Source organism: Cellulomonas sp. plas2, assembly GCF_057221735.1.
The window spans coordinates 3,801,916-3,825,381 of record NZ_CM170155.1 but is presented as its reverse complement, the minus strand read 5'-3'; the positions used below and the strand labels follow the sequence as shown (position 1 = coordinate 3,825,381).

Sequence of the window (23,466 nt, the reverse complement as noted above, 5' to 3'; positions counted from 1 at the left end):
CGCCAGGAAGGGCTGCAGGGGCGACTCGCACGGTGCCACCATCTGCAGACCCCGCGCAGCGGTGACGGGTGCAAGCCGGCCTCGAAAAGGTCGCGCCGACGTTCGTCCGTCAAAGCTCCGCTCCTTCGCGTGTGGTGAACGGGCCTGCGCGAGGAGACCTCGCGGCCGTGCACGCACGGTCGGACGCGGTCGGATCGCGAGGATCGATGCTCGATCGCCCACGGGGACGCGGGTCGATGTCGAACGGCTCGCACGAAGTTCCTGCATCCGGTGCAGTACTGCGCTGCGTCGGCTCCCCTGAGTGAGGCTGCACCGTGGCCCCACCGTCCACCGGGCGGTACCGCGATGTTTCACGTGGAACGCTTTTCCAGCCGAACGGCCGATGCGGAAATTTGCGGCGACCCCTTGATGCGAGGCGCGCGGTCCATCTCGGGGCGCCGGGTGAGCACGCGGGCGCGAGAACGACGCGGAGCGGACAGAGCTCGTCCACGGGACCTAGCTCAGCGGACCCGCGGCGCGCCCTACAAGCTCGTCGCTCTCTTGCCGCCCGCTTGTGCGGCACGTCGTCACCGAGGAGGACGCGCTGGATTTCGCGTTCCCCACTGTCGAGGGGCCCGTCGGCAGCGTGGACGAGGGGATGCTGGTCGACGCCATACGCACCGACATGGCTGTCGACGGCGTCACCATCTTCTTACGCGAGAGCGGAGAAGAAGCACGCACCAACGAGTCGCCGCGGAGGGCGGCGCGTCGGTACAGGTCGGGTCGGACGTCGTACCGATGCGCGCGGAGGTCCTGTCAGCAGGTGCATCCCGCCGGGACCGAGCGCTCCGTCCGTTGCCGAACAGGGCGCGCCGATATCGTCGCCGAACAGGTCGTCCCGGCGTCGTCGTGGAGCAGTTCGTCCCGACGCCGTCGCCGAGCACGTCGTGGACGTCGGGTGGGCGCTTGAGCGTCCTCCGTCCCGGCGCTCCATGCTGGCCTCCACGCATGTGCCCGCTGCTGTCGCCGCGCAGGCACGGCCCGTGCTCCATCTTCCCGCAAGCGATGACCACCTGCTGCGGGCTCGACCGATCCCGCCCCGGCGCCCCTTACCTTCTGGCCTCCCGGAGCGGCAGGTATGAGCCCGGGCGTGAGCGGCACCGATCGCACGGGAGAGTGGCTTGCTCGTCGGCGATCGTTCGTGGCCGCCGAGAGACCAGGCCCCGCAGCACGCCCTCGCCCTGCCGGCGATGGAAGGAGATGTTTCACGTGGAACGCGACATGGAGGCGGACGAGGTTTGCGTGGACGGAAGACCCGCTGCCGCACTCGCGTCAGTGCCAGTCGAGGTCGAGAGTCCGGTACGAGCAGCGCAGCACGTGCAGGAGACGGACGACTTGAAAGAGCGACCATCGCCGGGCAACTCCGACCGCTGCAGCACGCGAGGCCATGTCGAGGAGTAGCGTCCGGAGTCGGTGTCGAGCGGCTGAGGCGACATTGGCTGCCGACGCGCCGTGTAGCGGTATCGATGGGGTTCCCGACGTGCGCCTCACGTTCCACGTGAACGGCCCCTCCCGCGCCGCGCCCTCGGCCGACCACAGCGGCCGCGATCTCGGTGCCTTCCGGGCGACGCTGCTAGACGGGTGGTCCACGCTAGCCATCGCTGGACGTGGAACAGCCGCATCGCCACGATGCTCAGCCGCTGCAAGCGCGTTCGACAACGCCTTGTATGGCGGGCGTGAGCCACGTCGCTCGCGAGCTGGTAGCCGGAGCCGCGTGTCGGCTGTACTGCGGGCGTGGACCCGTCGTACGCCCGGAAACACCGAACAAGCGTGACCTGTCACGCGCCCACGCCGGAGCGCCATGGTGTTTCACGTGAAACGCACTCGTTCGGCGGCGCCGGCCGAGCCGACGACGAACCCGCGGACGTCGGCGGGCGTACGTGCGTTGCCTGAAGATCTGTTCCACGTGAACCGCAGCGTTATGGGCCCAGGCCTGCGGTATGGCGCTCTCGACAGCGCCACGCGTCGCCTCGCCATCTGTGTTCGTGGCGGACGAACGTGCGCGAGATCCGCGCGCGGCCGTTCGAGGCTGTGGACCCGACGTCCGCCGGGGAACGTACGCGCTCCACCATACGCGCGCGGGAGACGTGGTCCGCGGCTGTGCAGTCGACGGTCGAGGCACGAGGAATGCGTTGCGTTTCACGTGAAACGCGGCGTGCGCCAGGAGACTTATGCTCCGTTTGGTGGCCAGGACGGTCTCGCGACGTACTTAGGTGCCCCACGGCACGGCCGACTTAACAGTAGGAGCACCACCAGGACCAGGATCGGCCAGAACCAGAACCAGGACCGCAGGCGGCACGACCGCGGGCGGATATCGTGCGGTGCCCTCGCCGGCCTCGCCGGTGACGATCAGGCGACGCGCAGAGTCGATCAAGCGGCGCGCCCACAGGGGTGCGGCTCGCGTGGCGGGGTCGCGGCTAGGCTGCACCGGGCGCGCGGCGACGTGCGACAAGGAGGCGACGGACGGGTGGACGCGTGACTGTGGACCGGGGGAGCGCGACGACGGAGACGTCGGACGAGCTGCGCCGAGCAGCGCTGGTGCAGAGCCTTCCGACGGCCGACGAGGACACTCCCCTGATGGCCGCGCTCCGGGTGGATGCACGCCGGCGGATCGAGCTGCGGGGGCGGCGATTCCCGGCGCCCCCGGAGACACGCGTCCTGACGATCGCCAACCAGAAGGGTGGGGTCGGGAAGACCACGACGGCGGTCAACCTGGCGGCGGCGCTGGCGCAGTCAGGGCTGCAGGTCCTGGTCATCGACAACGATCCCCAGGGGAACGCGTCGACCGCACTCGGCGTCGACCACCGCTCCGGGACGGCCTCGGTGTACGAGGTGCTCGTCGACGGGCTCCCGATGCACCAGGCCGTGCAGGAGTCGCCGCACGTGCCCGGCCTCTGGTGCGTGCCCGCCACGCTCGACCTGTCGGGTGCCGAGATCGAGCTGGTGTCACTGGTCGCGCGCGAGACGCGGCTCAAGCGGGCGCTCGACGCCTACCTGGGCTGGCGGGACGAGCAGGGCCTCCCGCGGTTGGACTACGTCCTGGTCGACTGCCCGCCGAGCCTGGGTCTGCTGACGGTCAACGCGTTCGTCGTGGGGCGCGAGGTCCTCATCCCGATCCAGTGCGAGTACTACGCGCTCGAGGGCCTGAGCCAGCTGCTCAAGACCGTGGACATGATCCGCGCCCACCTCAACCCCGACCTGCACCTGTCGACGATCGTCCTGACGATGTACGACGCACGCACGAACCTCGCCCGGGAGGTGGCCGACGAGGTGCGGGAGCACTTCCCCGTGCAGACGCTCCGCACGACGGTCCCCCGGTCCGTCCGCGTCTCGGAGGCGCCGAGCCACGGCCAGACGGTGATCACGTACGACCCCGGCTCCTCGGGCGCGCTGGCGTACCTCGAGGCGGCCCGCGAGATCGCCGAGCGCGGACGCGGCGACCGCACGCAGCAGCACGACGAGCACGACGGTGACCAGGGTGGGTCCGCCCGCCGGCAGGAGGAACGGTGAACGACAAGCGGCGCGGTCTGGGTCGAGGCCTCGGGGCCCTGATCCCCCAGAGCGCGGAGGCGGCCGAGGTGCGTGCACCGGAGCGGCCGGTCGACGTGTTCTTCCCCGAGGCGCGTCCCGCGAGGACGACGCGGACGACGCCGGAGGACGTCCCGTCGGCCGACGAGCCCCCGACGACGGCCGTGGCCACCACGACGAAGGCGCCAGCCCGACGACGCCGTGCCCCCGTCCCGGCGTACGCGGGCAGCACCGCGGCGCGGGAGCGGCCCGCGCGCCGTGCAGGCGGCGCTGCCCCCACGCCCGCCGCCGAGGATGCTCGCGCGGCGGCGGAGGAACCGGGTGCGGCCGCCGAGCCTGTGGACCAGGCCACCGTGACGGGCTCCGCCGTGGACGTCGTCGTCCAGAAAGGCGCCCAGGAGGACGTGCCCCCGGACGACGCCGGCGCGGAGGCGTCGTCGGACGTGCAGCCGGACGCGACGGTCACCACGCCGGACGGCCTCGTGCAGGTCCCCGGGGCGCGCTTCGCCGAGCTCCCGGTGACGGCGATCCGGCCCAACCCGAAGCAGCCGCGTGCCGTCTTCGACGAGGACGCGCTGGCCGAGCTCGTCGGCTCGATCCGCGAGGTCGGCGTGCTGCAGCCGGTGGTCGTGCGGCAGGCGGGCGACGGCTACGAGCTCATCATGGGCGAGCGACGCTGGCGCGCGTCGCAGGAGGCGGGCCTGGAGTCCGTGCCGGCCATCATCCGGGACACCGAGGACGCGGACCTCCTGCGTGACGCGCTGCTGGAGAACCTCCACCGCTCCGACCTCAACCCGCTCGAGGAGGCGGCTGCGTACCAGCAGCTCCTCCAAGACTTCGGGTGCACGCACGACGAGCTCGCCGCCCGCATCCAGCGCTCGCGACCGCAGATCTCCAACACGCTGCGCCTGCTGCGCCTGCCCGCCACCGTGCAGCGGCGCGTCGCGGCCGGCGTGCTCTCGGCCGGTCACGCCCGGGCGCTCCTCGGGCTCGCGGACGGCGCGGCCATCGAGCGGTTGGCGCAGCGGATCGTCGCCGAAGGCCTGTCGGTGCGCGCGGTGGAGGAGATCGTGGCTCTGGGCGGCGACGAGGACCGCGCGCCGCTGCGTCAGCTGCGTCCGCGGGGGGAGCTGGTGACGCCTGCGCTCGACGACCTGGCCGGACGCCTGTCCGACCGGTTCGACACGCGCGTCAAGGTCAGCCTCGGCCGGTCGCGCGGCAAGCTCACCGTGGAGTTCGCCTCCGTGGACGACCTCAACCGCATCCTCGCGAGCCTGGCTCCCGACGACCCGGGGCTCGCCGCCGTCTGACGGTCAGGCGTCCCCGTGGTCGGCGGGCACGCCGTCCGCCAGCTCCGCTCGGACGAGGGCCGCGTACAAGTCCGGGAGCTGGTGCCCGGCTGCCTCCGCCGCCTGCGGGAGCAGCGAGGTCTCGGTCATGCCGGGAGCGACGTTGACCTCGAGGAACCAGACGGTCCCGTCCTCGTCGACGACGAGGTCCGTCCGGGACAGGCGCCGCAGACCGAGCTCGCGGTGAGCCAGGACCGCCGCGGCGCCCACGCGGGCGGCCAGGTCCTCGTCGAGCCGGGCGGGCGTGAAGTACTCGGTGCGACCGGGGTTGTACCGGGCGTCGTAGTCGTAGGGGCCCTCGGTGACGATCTCGACGGCCGGCAGCGCGACGGGCCCGTCGCCCGTGTCCACCACGCTGACCGCGATCTCCGTGCCCTGCACCGCCCGCTCGACCAGGGCGGTGCCGGCGTAGGAGAAGCAGTCCACCATCGCGTGCGGGAGGCCGGTGGCGTCGTCGACGAGGGTGACGCCGAGCGCCGACCCACCTTGCGAGGGCTTGACCACCACGGGCAGGCCCAGGCGGCCGGCGATGGCGTCGAGCACCTGCCCGGCCCCGAGCTCCCGGAACAGCGACTGCGGGAGCGTCACGAACTCGGGGGTCGCGAGGCCGGCGCGCGACACGGCCGTCTTGGCGATGGGCTTGGACCAGGCGACCCGGCTCGCGCGCGGTCCCGTGCCCAGCACGCGGTGACCGGCGAGGGCCAGCACGTCCCGGATCGACCCGTCCTCGCCGCCGGCGCCGTGCAGCAGCGGCCAGACGAGGTCCGGCCCGATGGACGCCAGCGTCGGCAGCAGGCGCTGGTCGACGTCGTGCACGGAGACCTCGACGCCGGCGCTGCGCAGCGCCTCCGCGACGCGGCGGCCCGACCGCAGGGACACGTCGCGCTCGTGGGACAGCCCGCCGGCGAGGACGGCGACGCGCGGGGACGGGGCGAGGGGCACGGTGCGGGCTCCGGTCGGTCGGTGGTCCGGGCGGACCAGGGGCTGGGGGCGGATGGGCGGCTGCAGTGCCGCGGGGGCCGGGGGCGCGACCGGGACGACGTCATCGTCGGCGGACGCGGGACCGCGCCGCCGGGTCAGGACACGTCGGGCGCGGGCGCCTGCACCTCGTCGTCGGCGGTGCCGCGGGAGGTGCCGAACAGCTCGACGAGCTCGGCCTCCCCCGACACGACGCCTGCCAGGCGGCGTACGCCCTCCCGGATGCGCTCCGGCGTCGGGAAGCAGTACGACAGCCGCATGTGGTCCGCGCCCTGGCCGTCGAAGTAGAACGCCGTGCCCGGCACGTAGGCCACCCGCGCCGTGACGGCCCGCGGGAGCATGTCGCGCGCGTCCAGGCCCTCGGGCAGCTTCACCCACGTGTAGAAGCCGCCGGTGGGGACGGTCCAGCTCGCGTCGGGCAGGTACTCGGCGAGGGCGGAGATCGTGGCGTCCCGCCGCTCCCGGTACTGCTCCCGGTAGACCTTGATCTGGCCCTTCCAGTCGTGGTTGGCCAGGTACGTGCTGATGGCCAGCTGCGAGGCGTTGGAGGGGCAGAGGATGGCCGACTCGCTGGCCAGGACCAGCTTCTCGCGGACGGCGTGCGGCGCGACGGCCCAGCCGACCCGGTACCCGGGGGCGAACGTCTTCGAGAACGACCCGAGGTAGATGACGCCCTCGTCGTCCCAGGAGCGCAGCGCGGGGAGCACGTCGCTGTCGAAGGACAACAAGCCGTAGGGATTGTCCTCGAGGACGAGGACGTGGTGCCGGCGGGCGATCTCGAGGATGCGCGGGCGGCGCTCGAGGGAGATGGAGACGCCCGCGGGGTTGTGGAAGTTCGGCACGAGGTAGAGGAACTTGACCCGGCGGCCCGCGGCCTCGAGGCGGGTCAGGGTCTCCTCGAGCAGCTCGGGGACGAGGCCGTCCTCGTCGAGCGGCACGTGCACGACCTCCGCCTGGTACGCGCGGAAGACACCCAGCGCGCCGACGTAGGACGGCGCCTCGGCGACGACGATGTCGCCCGGGTCGATGAAGACGCGCGTGACGAGGTCGAGGGCCTGCTGCGACCCGGTGGTGACGACGACGTCGTCGGGGTGCGCCTCGATCCCCTCGAGGCGCATGACCTCGAGGACCTGCTCCCGCAGCGTCTCGTCGCCCTGGCCCGAGCCGTACTGCAGCGCCGTCAGGCCGCGCGTGGCGACGACCTGCTGCGCGAGCTCGGCCAGCGTGTCCAGGGGCAGCCCCTGCAGGAACGGCATCCCGCCGGCGAGCGAGACGACCTCGGGCCGGTTCGCGACGGCGAACAGCGCACGGATCTCCGAGGCGCGCATGCCGTGGGTGCGCTCGGCGTAGGAGCCGAACCAGGGGTCCAGGCGCGTGCCGGCGGCGGCGGACGTGGGGGGCTGGCCCGACGTCTGACGCGTGGGCACGGGCGAGGAGGTCATGCGCGCCAGTGTCGCACGCGCTGCTCAGGACGCGGCCGAGCCGCCCGCCGCCGCCTCGAAGTGCCGCGCCAGGTCCGCCTTCGGCCGCGCGCCGACGACGGTGTCGACGAGCTCGCCGTCGCGGAAGACGTGCAGCGTCGGGATGGAGACGATGCCGTAGTCGGCGACGACGCGCGGGTTGGTGTCGGTGTCCACCGACACCACCCGTACCCGGCCGTCGTACTGGCGCGCCAGCTCGGCGAGCACCGGCGCCACCGCACGGCACGGGCTGCACCAGGCCGCCCAGAAGTCGACGACGACGGGCAGGTCCGCGTCGAGCACGGCGGCCTCGAACGTCGCGTCCGTGACCGGCTCGACGGGGGACGCCGGGCCGGTCACGCCCCCGCGCCCTCCCCGACGAGCACCGGCACCGAGGTGGTGACCATCGGGTCCGGGACGCCGGGCGCCGCGTCGGCGAGCGAGGCCAGGAAGTGCTGGGCGTCGAGCGCGGCGGCGCAGCCCGAGCCGGCCGCGGTGATCGCCTGGCGGTAGGTGTGGTCCACGACGTCACCCGCGGCGAAGACACCCCGGAGGTTGGTCCTCGTGGTGCGGCCCTCGACGGCGATGTAGCCCTCCTCGTCGAGATCCACCTGGCCGACGAGCAGGTCGGTGCGCGGCAGGTGGCCGATGGCGACGAACAGGCCCGTGGCGTCGACCTGGCGGGTCTCGCCCGTCGCGACGTCGCGCAGCGTCACGCCGCTCACCTTGTCCTCGCCCTGCACGGCGACGACCTCGCTGTTCCAGGCGAACGAGATCTTCGGGTCCGCGAACGCGCGGTCCTGCATGATCTTCGACGCCCGCAGCGCGTCGCGGCGGTGCACCATGAGGACGCTGCGGGCGAACCGCGTGAGGAAGGTGGCCTCCTCGACGGCGGAGTCGCCGCCACCGACGACCACGACGTCCTGATCACGGAAGAAGAACCCGTCGCAGGTGGCGCACCACGAGACGCCCCGCCCGGAGAAGCGGTCCTCCTCCTCGAGCCCGAGCCGGCGGTAGGCCGAGCCCGTGCTGAGGATGACGGCGCGCGCGCGGTACTCCTCGCCGCCGCCGGTCACGATGCGCTTGACGTCGCCCGTCAGCTCGAGCTCCGTCGCGTCGTCCCAGATGATCTCGGCGCCGAAGCGCTCGGCCTGGGCGCGCATGTTCTCCATGAGGTCCGGGCCCTGCACGCCCTCGGGGAAGCCCGGGAAGTTCTCGACCTCGGTGGTCTGCATGAGCCAGCCGCCCGCGCTGATGGAGCCGGCGACGACGACCGGGCGCAGGCCGGCGCGCGCGGCGTAGATCGCCGCGGTGTACCCCGCGGGGCCGGACCCGACGATGACGAGGTCGCGCACGTCGTCCTCGGGGGTGGCGGCGGTGGTCGCGTCCGTGGAGGTGTCCTGCGTGCTGTCCGACGTGCCGTCCTGCGTGCCGGCCTGCGTGCCGGCCAGGAGGCCGTCGAGGGCGGACGTCGCGGCGAGGTTGGCGGGGAACGAGGTCACGGGGTGCTCCGGTGATCGGGGGTGGCGTGCTGAGGCGCTCAACGGATCGTAGTCGGCGGTTGTTCCGCGGCCCGGGACGCCCACGTCCCCTCGGGGACCGGTCGCCACAGGTGCGGCGCGAGGACCGGGTGGGACGGCGCCGGCGGTCAGGAGACCGCGAGCTCGGCGACCTCGAGGCGGAAGCGGTCGCCGTCCGGTGCGGGCGGGACCGCCGGGAACCACAGGACGAGCGACGCCGTCTCCGTCGGGGTCGCGAGCGTCAGCACCGTCTCGGGCCCGACCGTCCCGGACGCGAGGACGTCCCCGGCGGTCGGGTTGGCGGCGTCCGTCGACCGCAGCTCCACGGAGGTGCCGCCCGGGCCGTTGACGCGCAGGGTCACCGTGGTGACCGTGGCCGGCTGGGCGAGCGTGACGGCGAGGCCGACCCCGGCCTTGAGGCCGCCGAGGGCGGAGGTGCGGTACGTGTAGGTGTACCAGGCCGTCGCCGGGTCGCCGTCGAGGGCGGCGGCCACCGCCTCCGGGTGCTCGCCGGCGGGGTCGGTCGGGTCGATGGAGGTGAGGCCGGCGATCGCGGGCGGGGCGGGCGGGGGTGGTGCCTCGGGCGCGGGAGCCGCCGGCTCCCCCTCCGGTGCCGTGGGCTCCGCGGCCGCGGCGGGGTCGCTCGTCGTCGGCGCGGGGTCGGCGGTCACGGGCGCGAGCAGCGACCGGGTGGCCACGGCCACCCCGGCGACGACGAGGACGAGGACGAGCAGGAGGGCGACGACCCCGCCGTCGAGACCGCGTCGGCGGGGCTCGTCGTCGTCGGCGATGACGCCGATGACGTCCCACTCCTCGTCGACGGGGTCCGGGGCGGAGGGTGCGGCCGCGGCTGCGGCGACGGGGTCGGTGCCCGTGCCCGCGCCCGTGACCGGGGGCTCGCTCGTCGCCGCGGGCGGCGTGGTGGTCGTCCCGCTCGACGGGACGCCCGTGCGGGCGATCAGCGGGATGCGCCTCGGGGTGGAGACGGTCACCGGGTCTCCGACCGCACCCGGGCCGACGTCGAGGACGCCGTCCCCGAGGGCGACCGAGCCGGTCGTGGCGGGCGGCTCGTCGTGGCCGGGACGGGTACCGACGGTCGGCTGCTCCCCGGAGGTCCCGGCTGCCATGGGGGTGCCCGTGGGCGGCGTCGGGGCCGAGGCGGCCGGGCCGTAGGGGTCCGGCAGGACCGAGGCGTGCGGGACCGCGGCCTGCTCGACCGCCTCCGACCTCGGGTCCGCGGTCGTCCCGTCCGGCCCGTCCGGGCGGCGCGCGGCGGCGGCTGCGACCGCGGCGGCACCGGCCCCGAGGGCGGCTGCGCCGGCGGCGGTCGAGCCGCCGCCGCTGGGCCGGTGCCCCCGGTGCCGCAGTCGTGCGGGTGGGAACGCGGGTGGCGGGGTGCCGGGGCGCAGCGACGGGCGCGCCTGGACGACCTCGCGGACCGAGGTCCGGCGGACGGGAGCGGAGACGGGACCGGCCGGGGACGCGTCGGGCGTGCCGTCGTCTCCGGGCTCGGGGGTCCCGGCACCGAAGGGTCGCCCGTCGACGGGCTCGTCGTCAGAAGGCTGCTCGTCGGCGGCTCCGTCGGTCGGGCCCCCGTCGGTCGGGCCCACGTCGGTCGGGCCCCCGTGGTCCCGCAGCTCGTCGCCCCCGCGCTCGTCGCCCCCGGGCTCGTCGTCGTCGGCCACGCCGTCGTCCGTCACGTCCTCGCGCACCGTGTCGTCCACCGTGTCGTCCATCGCGTCGTCCATCGCGTCGTCCACCGCGTGGTCGATCGCGTCGCCGTGCGCCTCGTCGTCCGTCACGTCCTCGTCCGTCACGTCCTCGTCGGGTGCGTCGTCGGGTGCGTCGTCGGCGGAGTCCGCGGCCGGGGTCGTGCCGGGGGCCGCCACGGGGGCCCACGCCAGCACCGGCGAGCCGGCGGCCGCCTCGTCCGCCGGCGCGAGCACGTCCGACCAGCTCCGCACCGACGACCACTGGGGCGCCCCGGGCGGGGGCGGCGCGACGACGGGGACGCTGCCCGTGGCGGGGCCGACCAGGGCGGGGCCGCCCGTGGGGCCGAGCGCCGTGGCACGGATCTCTCCCCACGGCTCCAGGTCGCGCACGAGCTCGGCGGGCGTCCACGGGCCGTCGTCGTGCGGTCCCAGGGTGACCGCGCACAGGGTGTCCAGGTCGTTCGGGACGTCGGGGACGAGGTCGGCGGGCGGCACGGGCCGGCCCTCCACCAGCGGGGCCGGCGGCAGCCCTCCCGCCGACGCCTCGTCGCCGGGCCAGCGGCCGGTCAGGGCGGTGTAGAGCAGGCGGACGAGGCCGACCGCGTCGGCGCGGGCGGTCGCACGGGCGTCGCCGTCGGGCTGGTCGAGGAGCACCCCGTCGAGGGCCAGGCCGGTGAGCAGCACCCGGCCGGTCGTCGTCACGTGCAGCACCGAGGGGCGCAGCGCGAGGTGGTGCACGCCGCGGTGGCGTGCGGCCTCCAGCGCGCCCGCGGCCTCCCCGACGAGGGCGCGCGCCTGCGGACCCGTCAGCGGCCCCCGCGCGGTCAGGTCGGCGAGGGTCGGGCCGTCCACGCGCTCGCCGACGACGTACCCGCCGACGTCCGCGGCCTGACCGACGTCGAGCACGCGGGCCAGCCGCGGGTCGGGGACGAGGGCCGCGCGCCGGGCGGCGTCGAGCGCACGCGCGACCGGCCCGTCCGCCAGGAGCAGCACCCGCACCGGACGGTCGAGGATCCGGTCGGTGGAGGCCCAGGCGCGCGTCCCCGCCACGTCGCTGCCCACGGGTCGGTCGAGCGCGTAGCGGCCGGCCAGCAGCGTCCCCGGCTCCACGCGCAGGGGGCCCACGGCCTCGGTCACGACGCCCTCCGTCCGGTGGTGCGGGTGCCGGCGGAGCGGTGCCGGCGGGGTACGGGCATGCTACGGGCCGTCAGCGTCGTCGGCCCCGCGCGAGCAGGCGGCGCAGCACCCGGGCCGCCGGACCCAGCAGCACCTCCAGCTCCGCGACGTGCATGAGCCGCAGCCCGCCGAGGTAGACCAGCCCCATCACCGTGCCGACGACGACGCACTCGAGCAGGCGCGCGCCGACGGTGTCCGCCAGCAGCGCCTCGAGCCCGCGCAGCACGCCGAGCCCGAGCCCCGCGGCGACGAGCGCGGCGACGACCGCCTGCACGTGCGTCCGGAGCACGCGCCGTCCGTCCAGGCGGCGCAGCCGCCCGCGCAGCCGCACGAGCGCGACGAGGGCGCCCAGCACGTAGGACACCGACATGGCGACGCCGGCGCCCGCGACCCACGACGAGGGCGGGAGCACCGCGCGGCCCAGCAGCGCGCCACCGGCGACCACCACGGCCATGGCCACCTGCACCGGCAGCAGGCCCCGCGCGTCCTCGTACGCGTAGTACACGCGCTGGGCCATCGACCACGCACCGAAGGCCGGCAGCCCGACGACCATGGCCGTCACCACGCCGGCGACGGCCGGGACGTCCGCCGCCGCCCCCGTGACGAGGACGAGGCGCGTGACGGGCACCGCGAGGACCAGCACCACGGCGGCGGCCAGGACCGTGAACAGCCCGACGACGCGCAGCCCCAGGGACAGCGTGCCGCGCACGGCGGGCAGGTCCTCGTCGTGCGCCTGGGCGGCGAGGCGCGTGAACAGCGCCGTCGCCAGCGACACCGTGACGAGCGAGTGCGGCAGCATGAACACGAGGAAGCCGTAGTCGTAGGCGGCGTTGCCCGCGACGCCCTGGACCGTCCCCCCAGCGGCGGGCGCGTCCCACGCCACGCGGGAGACGACCACGTACGCGAGCTGCCCGACGACGAGGCCGGCGAAGGTCCAGCCGACCACGGTCCCGGCCCGTCCCAGCCCGGACCCCCGCAGGTCCAGCCGCGGCCGGTACCGCACGCCGGCGCGCCGCAGCGAGGGCACGAGCACGGCGGCCTGGGCGACGACGCCGAGCGTCGCGGAGGCGGCCAGCACGGCGACCGTCGACGAGGACCACGTCGACGCGTCCTGCAGGCCGCCGCCCGCTCCCGCGCCGTCGCCCCCGGCGCCGCCGAACACGGCGATGAAGACGCCGAAGCCGGCGATCGCCACGACGTTGTTGACCACCGGCGCCCACATGTACGGCCCGAAGGACCCGCGCGCGTTGAGGACCTGCCCCAGCAGGGCGTAGACGCCGTAGAAGAACAGCTGCGGCACGCACCAGGTGGCGAAGGCCACGGCCAGCGCCCGGCGCGGGCCACCGGCGTCGTCGGCGTAGAGGGTGACGAGCAGCGGCGCGGCGAGGGTCAGCAGCACCGTCAGCCCCGCCAGCACGACGAACCCCAGGGTCAGGAGGCGGTCGACGTACTCCTGGCCGGCGCCGCGCCGGTACGCGCGCACCACCTGGGGCACGAGCACGGCGTTGAGCAGCCCGCCGGCCAGCACCATGTAGAGGACGTTGGGCAGCTTGTTGGCGACGGCGAAGGCGTCGGCGGCCTGGCCCGTGGCTCCGATGGCGGCGACGAGCACCATGCCGCGCAGGAGGCCCAGCACGCGGGACACCGCGGTGCCCGACGCCATGAGGGCCGCGCCCCGGCGGACGCCGCCGCCACCGGCGCCCGTGGCGGTGGTCGCGCCGCTCACGGCCGGTCGCCCCGGTCGGCGGGCACGTCGTCGGTCGTCGAGGGGTCCGGGACGACGGGGTGCGCGCCGGTGTCCGTGCCGCGGCCGCCGAGGACGCCGAGCGACCCCGGTTCCGCGCCGGAGCCGGCGCCACGCGTCGAGCTCTGCCCGCGCCGCACGGTGCGGACGATCCCGACGACGAGGAACACGGCCAGCAGCGCGCCGACCACCACCACGCCGACGCTCTCGATGGTCGGCGAGACCCGGGCCTCGAAGGCCACCGGCTCGCCGACAGGGATGCCGTCGGCGGTCGTCAGCGAGACGCGCACGGTGACGTCGCAGTTGGCCGTGGCGACGAGGTGCACCGGCACGGCGACCTCCGCGCCGGCGGGCACGGTCACGGTGGGCGACCGGTCGGCGGCGAGGCAGGCCCGGTCGGGGTCGACGCGCAGCCGCACGGTGGCGTCGGCCGGCAGCGCGCTGCGCACCGACAGCCGCAGCTCGGACTGCGCGGACACGACGTTCACCGTGCTGACGGGCGCGACGGACAGCCCCGCGGCCCGCCCCCGCAGGGCCTCCAGCGCGGCGGCGACCGCGGCGTCGCGACCGGCGGGGTCGGCGCGCCACGCGACCGAGAGCGGGAGCAGCGTGGTCGCGTCGACGCCCGCGAGGAGCGCGTCGGGATCGCTCGCGACGGCGGCGAACGAGCGGGCGGCCGCCCGCGCGTCGGCGAGGGCGCGGACGTCGTCGGGGTCGGTCTCGTCCTCGTCGACGACGCGGCCTGGCAGGTCGGCGGCAGGGCTGTCGTCCCCGCCGGCCACGAGCCCGGCGAGGTCCGTCGTCGTCACCCACGGGGCGTCCGCCAGGGCCGCCAGGAGGACCGCCGTGCGCTCCTCCTGGGGCTCCCAGTCCCGACCGGGGGCGATCAGCAGCCGGTCCCCGGCCGCCGTCCGCGCGGCCACGGCGGTCTCGGCAAGCAGGCGCTGGCGGGCGGTGGCGGTCGTCGCGGGCGCGTCCGCCGCCGCGTCCTCGTCGTCCGTGCCCACGATCGTGCTCGTGCTCGTGCTCGTGCTCGTGCTCGGGGTCGGGGTCGGGGTCGGGCCAGTGCCCGTGCTCCCCGCGACCTCGGCCGCGCCGTCCGGCGCGCGGCCCTCGACGAGCAGCGCCGTCAGCAGCGGGTCCGGCGTGGCGACGACGAGGTCGCCCTGCGCGGTCGTCGCGGTCGCCAGGCCGCCGGCGGTCGCGGCGCCGGGGTCGTCGACCACGAGCACGTCCGCACCCGCCGCGGCGGCGGCCGCGACCGTGGCGTCGTCGGCCGCGCCGGCCGTCCAGACCACGTCGCCCGCCCCGCCGGCACCGGTCGTCGCCGCGGCCTCCGCGCCCAGGGCCATGGCGACGCCGAGCAGCCCGCCGCGGGCCGCGTGCGCGAGCGCCGCGGCATCGGGGTCGCCCCAGGGCAGCGCCCAGCGGTCGGCGGCCGGCCCGTCGAGCGCCGTCGTCGCCCACACCCGTGCCAGCGGACCGCCGGCGGCGGCGCCGGCCACGAGGGCGGGGTCCACCGCCCATGTCACCGCGTCCTGGCCGGCGGTGGCGGCGAGCAACCGCCCGAGCCGTCCCTCGGGCGCGGTGAGCGCCTCCAGGTCGTCCGTCGCCGCAGCCGCCACCCCGTCGGCGTCTGGTCCGGCCTCGGTTCCTGCTCCGGGGTCGTCGCCGGTCTCCGTGCCGGTCTCCGTGCCGGTCTGGTTGCCGGTCTCCGTGCCGGTCTCCGTGCCGAGCCCTGCGTCGGGGTCGGCTCCAGGACCTGCGTCGGGCTGCGTGCTGGACATGGCATCGGGCGCGCTGTCGGGCTGTGCCTCGTCCTCCGACCCGGACGCCGGGTCGCCCCCCGTGCCGGCCGCCCCGTCGGCGACCGCGGCCGGCCCGACCACGGGGACGACGACGGCGACGCGCGCGCGGGCCACCTCCCCGTCCGGCTGCCAGAGCACGTAGGTGCGGGCCAGCCCCAGCCGGCTGCGGCCCCCGGTCACCTCGACCGCCAGCCCGCGAGGGCCCCACACGTCGGGCAGGTCGAGCAGGCGCACGTCCTCGGCGGGCAGGGTGAGCGTGACGTCCGCGGACCCGCCGGGCGGGAGCGGCCCCGCCAGCGGCACGGTGACGACGCGGCTGCCGGCTGCCTCGCCCGGGCCGGCGTCGGCCCACGCCGCCACCTCGCTGCGCGCCCCCAGCCGGAAGCGGCTGAGCAGCAGGGACACCTGCGGCGCCGATACCTCCTCGTCCCCGTCGTTGCGGACGGAGGCCGTGACGACGAGGTCGACGTCGGGGCGCAGGACCGCCGGCTCGACGGACGTGACGGCGACCGTCACGGGCAGCGCACCCTCGCCCGCGGCCGCGGCCGGGCCGGCGGCGGGCACGACGAGCGCGCCGAGCAGGGCGAGCACCAGGGCGGTGAGCAGACCCGTCCGGACCCGCCGGCGCCGACGCCCGTCGGTCCCGCCGGGAGGCACGCGTGCCGGTGCGACCCGCGCGCCGGTCGCCGTCACGGGGTGCGGTCGAGCAGCGCGAGCGCCGCCTGCGCCAGCCGTCGCTCGTTGGGGTAGGCCAGCCGCTCGTGCAGCGAGGCCACCGCGATCCACGCGACGTCCTCGGCCTCGCCGTCCGGGTCGCCCTCGACCGTGAGCTCGCCCCCGACCGCACCGAGCAGGAAGTGGTGCACGACCTTGTGCACGCGGCGGTCGTCGCCGCTGAACCAGTAGTCGATGACGCCCAGCCGCCGCAGGATCCGACCGTCGATCCCCGTCTCCTCGGCGATCTCGCGGACCGCGGCCTGCTCGGGCGTCTCGTCGCCCTCGAGGTGCCCCTTGGGCAGGCACCACTCGAGGCGTCCGGCACGGTTGCGCCGCGCGATGACGGCTGCAAGGTGCACACCGCCCTCGCGCGTGACGACCAGGCCGCCGGCCGACGTCTCGTCGACCACGGGCAGCGGGGTCGTCCGGCGGGGCGGGACGCTGGGGTCGATCCGCAGGGCGTGCCCGCCCGGCGGGGCGGGGACGGGAAGACGTCCCGCCGGAGCCGGAGGGGCGCCGCCGCGCACGCCCGGCGGCCCGGGCAGGCCACCGCCCGCAGCCCCGGGCGGGCCGCCCGAGCGGCCGCCGGGCACACCCCGGGGCACCGGGGGCAGGGCGGCGCTGGGCATGCGGCCACTGTAAACGCTCCCCCTGCGCGGTCTGGCAGGCTTGGACCCCGTGCCCCAGCCCTCCGAGCCCCCGCACGAGCAGCCGGCCGAGCCCGCGCACGAGCAGCCGGCCGACCTCGCGCACGAGCCCAGGCCGACGACCCGTCCGGACGCGCCCGGCGACGGGGAGCCCCTCGTCGCCGGAGGGACGCCGCGTCCACAGGGTGGCGTGTCGGGGGGTGTGGTCGGTGGTGCGGCGGGTGCCGACCTCGACGCCCTGCGCCGGCGCGCCGCGGGGGTCCTGGCCGGCCTGCCGGCGGAGGCGCGCGAGCTCGGGGAGCGGTTCCGCGCGGCGGGGCACGAGCTCGCGCTCGTCGGTGGGCCGGTCCGCGACGCCTTCCTCGGGCGCGTGAGCGCCGACCTCGACTTCGCCACCTCCGCCTCCCCCGACGAGACGCAGCGGCTGCTCGCCCGCTGGGGCGACGCGCACTGGGACATCGGCAAGGCGTTCGGGACCATCGGCGCCCGGCGCCGTGTGGCGGGCGGGCAGGACGTCGTCGCCGAGGTGACGACCTACCGCACCGACGCCTACGACCCGGCCTCCCGCAAGCCCCTCGTCGCCTTCGGGGACACGCTCGAGGGCGACCTGTCGCGGCGCGACTTCACCGTCAACGCCATGGCCGTGCGTCTGCCGGACCTCGTGTTCGTCGACCCGTTCGACGGGCTGGCGGACCTGGCGGCCGGGGTGCTGCGCACGCCGATCGCGCCGGACCGGTCCTTCGACGACGACCCCCTGCGCATGATGCGCGCGGCGCGCTTCGCGGCGCAGCTCGGCATGGCGCTGGACCCGGCGGCGGACGCGGCGGTCCGGGCGATGGCCGACCGGATCACGATCGTCTCCGCCGAGCGGGTGCGCGACGAGCTGACGAAGCTGCTGCTGGCGGCCCGGCCCCGGCCCGGGCTGGAGCTCCTCGTCGACTCCGGCCTGGCCGCCCACGTGCTGCCGGAGCTGCCGGCGCTGCAGCTCGAGATCGACGAGCACCACCGGCACAAGGACGTGTACGAGCACTCGCTGACCGTGCTCGACCGGGCGATCGCGCTGGAGACGGGTCCCGACGGCCCGGTGCCGGGGCCCGACCTCGTCCTGCGGCTGGCCGCCCTGCTGCACGACGTCGGCAAGCCGCGCACGCGCCGTTTCGAGACGGGTGGCGGGGTCAGCTTCCACCACCACGAGGTGGTGGGCGCCAAGCTCGCGTCCGCGCGGCTCAAGGCCCTGCGGTTCGACAAGCAGACCGTGAAGGACGTCGCCCGGCTGACGGAGCTGCACCTGCGGTTCCACGGCTACGGCGAGGGCGAGTGGACGGACTCGGCCGTGCGCCGGTACGTCACGGACGCCGGGCCGCTGCTGCAGCGCCTGCATCGCCTGACGCGTTCGGACTGCACGACGCGCAACGTGCGCAAGGCGCGGCGGCTCTCGGCGGCCTACGACGACCTCGAGGCGCGCATCGTCCGGCTGCAGGAGGCCGAGGAGCTGGCGGCGGTCCGCCCGGACCTCGACGGCACGCAGATCATGGAGGTCCTCGGCATCCCGCCGGGCCGGGAGGTCGGCGCCGCCTACGGCTACCTGCTCGGGCTGCGGATGGAGCGCGGCCCGCTGGGCGAGGACGTCGCTCGCGCGGAACTCCTGCGCTGGTGGGCCGACCGGACGGGCGCCGCGGGGTCCTGAGGGCCGTGCCGTCGGACCGCCCGGGGTGGCTCCTCCGGTGCCGCTACCGGTGCTGCTACCGGTGCTGCTACCGGTGCCGGACCACCAGCAGGCAGAGGTCGTCCTCCGGGCGCTCCGGCACCAGCCGCGCCAGCAGGTGGTCGCGCACGCCGGCGGACCCCGCGTCGAACGGCGCCTCGGCCAGCGCCCGCTCGAGGGCGGCGATCCCCTCGACCAGGGGACGGTCGCGCCGCTCGACGAGCCCGTCACTGTAGGCGACGAGCACCGCACCCAGCTCGAGCCGGACCTCGCGCTGGGCCGTGGGGTCCATCGGGCCGAGGCCGACGGGACGGCTCAGGGCGCCGTCGAGCCGCTCCACCGTGCCGTCGGGGCGACGCACGAGCGCGGGCGGGTGCCCGGCCTGCGCGAAGACGACCCGCGCGCCGTCGCCGTCCTGGTCCCAGACCAGGTGCACGACCGTGGCGATGGCGCCGATGTCGAGCGCGCGCACGAGCTCGTCGACCTCGGCGAGGGCGGCCACGGGGTCCGTCTCGCGCCACGCCGCCGAGCGCAGCATCGACCGGAGCTGGCCCATGGCGCCGGCGGCCTGCATGTCGTGACCGACGACGTCCCCGACCGCGAGCCCCACGCGCCCCGACTTCAGCGGCAGCACGTCGAACCAGTCCCCGCCGACCTCGGCCCGCTGCCCGGACGGCAGGTAACGGGCCGCCACGTCCATGCCGGGCAGGTCCGGGATCTCCGGCAGCAGGCTGTGCTGCAGGGTCAGGGCGGACGTCCGCTCGCGCAGGTAGAGCCGCACGTTGTCGAGCGTGAGCCCGGCCCGGCGGCCGAGGTGGGCCGCCGTCACGACGGTCTCGGCGCCGAACCCGCCCGCCTCGCGGTGCACGAGGACGATGGCGCCGATGACCCGTCCGCGGGCGCGCAGCGGCACGACGAGGGCGCTGCCGAGGCCGAGGCGCTCCAGGACGCGGAACTGCTCGGGCGTCGTGCGCGTCGCCACCTCATCCGGCACCACGTCCCAGGGCGCCGACACGTGCTGGTCCTCGCCGCGCAGCGCCGCGTTGACGCGCGGGGAGCGCGACAGCCAGCCGATGGTGTCGTGCTCGAGCGCCAGGGCGTCCTCCCGCCGCGCCCGGTCCCGGGTGACGACGTGCAGCCGCTCCACCCGCCGCGCCTCGTCGGTGGTGACGACGAAGCCCCACGTGGCCAGGGCCGGGACCGCCACGTCGGCCAGCGTGTCCACCGCGTCGGCGTAGTCGAGCCGGGAGGCGAGCGCGTCGCTCACCCGGGCCAGCAGGTCCAGCCGCGCGGTCGTCGCCTGCGCGAGCTCGAGCTCGACGTCGCGGACCTGCTCGAGGCGCACGCGGTCGGTGGCGTCGACCTGGATACCGATGCGGTGGGTGATGCGGCCCGCCTCGTCGTGCACGGGCGCGATGACCATCTGGTTCCAGAACGGCGTGCCGTCCTTGCGGTAGTTGAGCAGCACCTGCGTCTGGGTGTCGGCCAGGCTCACGCGGCGGTCGAGGGTGGCCGCGGCCGTGCGGTCGGTCCCGGGTCCCTGGAGGAACCGGCAGTTGCGGCCGAGCACGTCGGCCGCGGTGTACCCGGTGAGCGCCGTGAAGGCGTCGTTGACCCAGACGACGGGCTCGTCGGGCAGGTGCGGGTCGGACAGCGTGACCGCCACGCCGCTGTCGCGGGCGGCACGCACGAGCAGGTGGTCGGCGACGAGGTCCGCGGCGTCCTCCGCGGACCAGCCGGTGGCGGTCACGGCGCGGTCCCCGCTCACGCCGCCACCCGCTCGAGGTCGCCCGTGCGCCGGTCGGTGCGGGACACGGCCGCGTACCCGGCGGCCCCGGCGACGTACGCCACGGCGAGGGCGGCGAACAGCGGCGGCGACCACCCGTCGTCGGGCAGGGCGGCGGCGCCGAGCGCGGCGGCCCCGACGAAGGCCGCGTTGTAGAGGACGTCATAGAGGGCGAAGGCCCGGCCCCGGTACGCGTCGGCGGTGTCCCGCTGCACCACGGTGTCCACCGCGATCTTGGCCGCCTGCGCCGCCAGCCCCAGCACCGCCGCCGCCAGCAGCAGCGCCCACCGCGCCACGGTGACCGTGACGAGGAGCTGGCTCGCGGCGGCGACGAGCAGGCAGACGACGACCCAGCGCTGGGGGCCGAGGCGCGGCGCGACGAGGGGCGTGACGACGACCGCCAGCGCGAAGCCCGCGCCGGACGCCGCCAGCACCCCGCCGAAGACCGCGAGGCCGGCCGCGGGATCGGCCGGGTCGGCGAGCAGGTTGCGGGAGATGAGGATGCTCGCCATGAACACGGTGCCGTAGAGGAAGCGGTGCCAGGCCATGACGCCGAGCGCCGCGGCCGGCGTGCGGCGGGCGACGAGGTGCCGCGCGCCCTCCGCCAGCCCCCCGGCCAGCGAGCGCAGGGCCCGCGCGAGCGCGGCGCCGGCCACGACGGCGTCGGGCCCGAGCCCGTCCGGCGCGAACCGCGACGCCAGTGCGGCGGCCACCGCCATCGCCGCCGCGGCGAGGAGCAGCGGGACGACGTCCCGCACCCCGCCCGCGGGCACGACGAGGCCGAGCAGCACCCCGGCCCCCGCGCCGGCACCGGCGGCGGCCGCGCCGAGGGTCGGCGTGAGCGCGTTGGCGGTGAGCAGCCGCTCGCCCTCGACGACCCGGGGCAGCGACGTGGAGAGCGCCGCGAGGAGGAAGCGGTTCACGGACAGGCAGACGAGCGCCAGGACGTAGACGGCCGGACCCACCCCGACCGTCACCATGAGCGCCGCGAGGACGAGCGTCAGCGCGACGCGCACGAGGTTGCCGACGACGAGCACCCCCCGCCGCCGCCACCGGTCGAGCAGGACTCCCGCCCAGGGGCCGACGACGGCGAAAGGCAGCAGGAGCACGGCGAACGCCGTCGCGACCCCGGTCGCGGTGCTCGCGCTCTCGGGCGAGAAGAAGAACAGGGTCGCCAGCCCGGCCTGGAACAGCCCGTCCCCGGTCTGGCTCGTCAGGCGCACGGCGAGCAGCCGCCGGAACCCGGGCAGCGGCACCAGGGCCCGGAGGTCGTCGATCACCTGCACCCGCGCAGGCTACGACCCCGCGCCGACAGGCCACCACGTCCGCGTCCGGCTCCGGACGCACGGACGGACGCACGGACGGACGCACGGACGGACGCACGGACGGACGCACGGACGGACGCACGACGACCCCGGCGCGGGGGCACCGGGGTCGTCGTGACGTGCGGACCTGCGGGGGGACGACGCGTCAGGCGTCCTCACCCGCGATGAAGGCCTCGAGGACCTGGCGGCCCCGCTGGTCCTCGAGCTGCACGCGCGGCGACTTCATGAAGTACGTCGAGGCCGGGTCCACCGGTCCGCCGACGCCGCGGTCCTTGGCGATCTTCGCGCAGCGCAGGGCGTCGATGATGATGCCCGCGGAGTTCGGCGAGTCCCAGACCTCGAGCTTGTACTCGAGGTTCAGCGGGACCTCGCCGAAGGCGCGGCCCTCGAGGCGCACGTACGCCCACTTGCGGTCGTCGAGCCACGCGACGTAGTCCGACGGGCCGATGTGGACGTTGCGGTCCTCCTTCTTGCCGGCGAGCGGGCCCTCGTCGATGTTCGACGTGACGGCCTGCGTCTTCGACAGCTTCTTGGACTCCAGGCGCTCGCGCTCGAGCATGTTCTTGAAGTCCATGTTGCCGCCGACGTTGAGCTGGTAGGTGCGGTCCAGCACGACGCCGCGGTCCTCGAAGAGGCGGGCGAGCACGCGGTGCGTGATCGTCGCGCCGACCTGGGACTTGATGTCGTCGCCGACGATCGGCACGCCCGCGTCCTCGAACTTCTTGGCCCACTCGGGGTCGGAGGCGATGAAGACCGGCAGCGCGTTGACGAAGGCGACGCCGGCGTCGATGGCGCACTGCGCGTAGAACTTGTCCGCCTCCTCCGAGCCCACGGGCAGGTAGGAGATGAGGACGTCGACCTTCGCGTCCTTCAGCGCCTGGACGACGTCGACGGGCTCGGCGTCCGACTCCTCGATCGTCGCGGAGTAGTACTTGCCCAGGCCGTCGTTCGTCGGGCCGCGCTGCACGGTCACGCCCAGCGGCGGGACGTCCGCGATCTTGATGGTGTTGTTCTCCGAGGCGAGGATCGCCTCCGAGAGGTCGAAGCCGACCTTCTTCGCGTCGACGTCGAACGCGGCGACGAACTCGATGTCGCGCACGTGGTAGCCGCCGAGCTCGACGTGCATGAGGCCCGGGACCCGCTGCTGCGGGTCGGCGTCGGCGTAGAAGTGCACGCCCTGGACCAGCGACGCGGCGCAGTTGCCGACGCCGGCGATGGCGACGCGGATGGAGGTCATCCTCGCTCCTTCTGGGTGGTGCGCCCGGGGTCGACGACAGGCCTGTCCTGCCGCACCGCCCGCATGGCGTCGGTGGGACCGGGGTCGGCCGGACGGCCGCCACCGGTGGTCGGGTGGGTGGTGCTGCCCCGCTCGTGGGCGATGAGCTCGTCGAGCCAGCGGACCTCGCGCTCGACGAGGTCCAGGCCGTGGCGCTGGAGCTCGAGGGTGTACTCGTCGACGCGGCCGCGGGCCCGGTCCAGGCCCTGGCGGACGGTGTCGAGCCGCTCGGTGAGCCGCGAGCGGCGGCCCTCGAGGATGCGCAGCCGTGTCTCGGCGTCCGTCTGCCCGAAGAAGGCGAACCGGACGTCGAAGTGCTCGTCCTCCCACGAGGCGGGGCCGGACGTGGCCAGCTCCGCCTGGAGGTGCTCCTTGCCCGCGGGCGTCAGCGCGTAGACGATGCGTGCCCGCCGGGTGGACACGGCCGGACCGTCCATGGTCTCGGTGCCCTCGATCCAGCCGCGGGACACGAGGCCCCGCAGGCACGGGTACAGCGAGCCGTAGGACAGCGCGCGGAACGACCCGAGCACGAGGTTGAGGTGCTTGCGCAGCTCGTACCCGTGCATGGGGGCGTCGTGCAGGAGGCCGAGGATCGCGGTCTCGAGCACCTGCTGGCGTGCGCGCACCGTGGTCACCTGCCCCTCGTCCTGCTCGTCGTGCACCCGATGTATCGAGTGGATACATCGGGAGAGTAGG

The 23,466-nt window shown here is 75.6% G+C and carries 15 protein-coding genes; 3 read left to right on the top strand and 12 right to left on the bottom strand.

Annotated features, from left to right (window positions below; genetic code table 11):
* Positions 1-2,616: 2,616 nt before the first annotated feature.
* On the top strand, positions 2,617-3,549 hold the full coding sequence (locus tag AC2TDM_RS16875; protein WP_090032781.1) for a ParA family protein: 933 nt from the start codon (positions 2,617-2,619) through the stop codon (positions 3,547-3,549).
* Positions 3,546-4,877, top strand: coding sequence for a ParB/RepB/Spo0J family partition protein (locus AC2TDM_RS16870; RefSeq protein ID WP_484635400.1), 1,332 nt, complete (start codon positions 3,546-3,548; stop codon positions 4,875-4,877). Before AC2TDM_RS16875 ends, AC2TDM_RS16870 begins: the two co-directional genes overlap by 4 nt.
* A 3-nt stretch (positions 4,878-4,880) precedes the next feature.
* Here the strand turns inward: AC2TDM_RS16870 and AC2TDM_RS16865 are convergent, their stop codons facing one another.
* From AC2TDM_RS16865 to AC2TDM_RS16830, 8 genes are all read right to left on the bottom strand, one after another.
* On the bottom strand, positions 4,881-5,858 hold the full coding sequence (locus tag AC2TDM_RS16865) for a D-alanine--D-alanine ligase family protein (protein ID WP_484635399.1): 978 nt from the start codon (positions 5,856-5,858) through the stop codon (positions 4,881-4,883).
* A gap of 134 nt (positions 5,859-5,992) precedes the next feature.
* Positions 5,993-7,336, bottom strand: coding sequence for an aminotransferase-like domain-containing protein (locus tag AC2TDM_RS16860; protein ID WP_484635398.1), 1,344 nt, complete (start codon positions 7,334-7,336; stop codon positions 5,993-5,995).
* Between the two features lie 24 nt (positions 7,337-7,360).
* Positions 7,361-7,714: a thioredoxin gene (gene trxA / locus AC2TDM_RS16855; protein ID WP_484635397.1), complete on the bottom strand. Its 354-nt coding sequence runs from the start codon at positions 7,712-7,714 to the stop codon at positions 7,361-7,363.
* Complete coding sequence (gene trxB / locus AC2TDM_RS16850; protein WP_090032779.1) at positions 7,711-8,709, bottom strand: thioredoxin-disulfide reductase; 999 nt, start codon at positions 8,707-8,709, stop codon at positions 7,711-7,713. Before trxB ends, trxA begins: the two co-directional genes overlap by 4 nt.
* A gap of 293 nt (positions 8,710-9,002) precedes the next feature.
* Entirely contained in the window at positions 9,003-11,723 is a 2,721-nt protein-coding gene (locus AC2TDM_RS16845; protein WP_484635396.1) for a hypothetical protein, read from the bottom strand.
* Positions 11,724-11,793: 70 nt separating this feature from the next.
* A complete protein-coding gene (gene murJ / locus AC2TDM_RS16840) occupies positions 11,794-13,488 on the bottom strand; it encodes a murein biosynthesis integral membrane protein MurJ (protein ID WP_484635395.1) in 1,695 nt (564 codons plus the stop codon).
* The gene (locus AC2TDM_RS16835; RefSeq protein ID WP_484635394.1) at positions 13,485-16,007 is read right to left on the bottom strand and encodes a DUF6049 family protein; all 2,523 of its coding nucleotides are present in this window, start codon (positions 16,005-16,007) and stop codon (positions 13,485-13,487) included. Before AC2TDM_RS16835 ends, murJ begins: the two co-directional genes overlap by 4 nt.
* The gene (locus AC2TDM_RS16830; protein WP_484635393.1) at positions 16,004-16,660 is read right to left on the bottom strand and encodes an NUDIX hydrolase; all 657 of its coding nucleotides are present in this window, start codon (positions 16,658-16,660) and stop codon (positions 16,004-16,006) included. Before AC2TDM_RS16830 ends, AC2TDM_RS16835 begins: the two co-directional genes overlap by 4 nt.
* A 256-nt stretch (positions 16,661-16,916) precedes the next feature.
* On the opposite strand from AC2TDM_RS16830, the gene AC2TDM_RS16825 reads away from it, so the two are divergent.
* Positions 16,917-18,365: a CCA tRNA nucleotidyltransferase gene (locus AC2TDM_RS16825; RefSeq protein ID WP_239078775.1), complete on the top strand. Its 1,449-nt coding sequence runs from the start codon at positions 16,917-16,919 to the stop codon at positions 18,363-18,365.
* A 67-nt stretch (positions 18,366-18,432) separates the two neighbouring features.
* On the opposite strand, the gene AC2TDM_RS16820 is transcribed toward AC2TDM_RS16825, so the two are convergent.
* The 4 genes from AC2TDM_RS16820 to AC2TDM_RS16805 form a co-directional block, all read right to left on the bottom strand.
* Positions 18,433-20,151 (bottom strand): PP2C family protein-serine/threonine phosphatase, encoded by a 1,719-nt coding sequence (locus AC2TDM_RS16820; protein WP_484635392.1) that lies wholly within the window; start codon positions 20,149-20,151, stop codon positions 18,433-18,435.
* Complete coding sequence (locus AC2TDM_RS16815) at positions 20,148-21,455, bottom strand: MFS transporter (RefSeq protein WP_484635391.1); 1,308 nt, start codon at positions 21,453-21,455, stop codon at positions 20,148-20,150. Before AC2TDM_RS16815 ends, AC2TDM_RS16820 begins: the two co-directional genes overlap by 4 nt.
* Positions 21,456-21,639: 184 nt before the next feature.
* Positions 21,640-22,731 carry an inositol-3-phosphate synthase gene (locus AC2TDM_RS16810; protein ID WP_484635390.1) on the bottom strand — a complete coding sequence of 364 codons (1,092 nt, stop codon included), beginning with the start codon at positions 22,729-22,731 and terminating at the stop codon, positions 21,640-21,642.
* On the bottom strand, positions 22,728-23,396 hold the full coding sequence (locus AC2TDM_RS16805) for a PadR family transcriptional regulator (RefSeq protein ID WP_090032773.1): 669 nt from the start codon (positions 23,394-23,396) through the stop codon (positions 22,728-22,730). The genes AC2TDM_RS16810 and AC2TDM_RS16805 overlap by 4 nt, the downstream gene beginning before the upstream one ends.
* Positions 23,397-23,466: the final 70 nt, after the last annotated feature.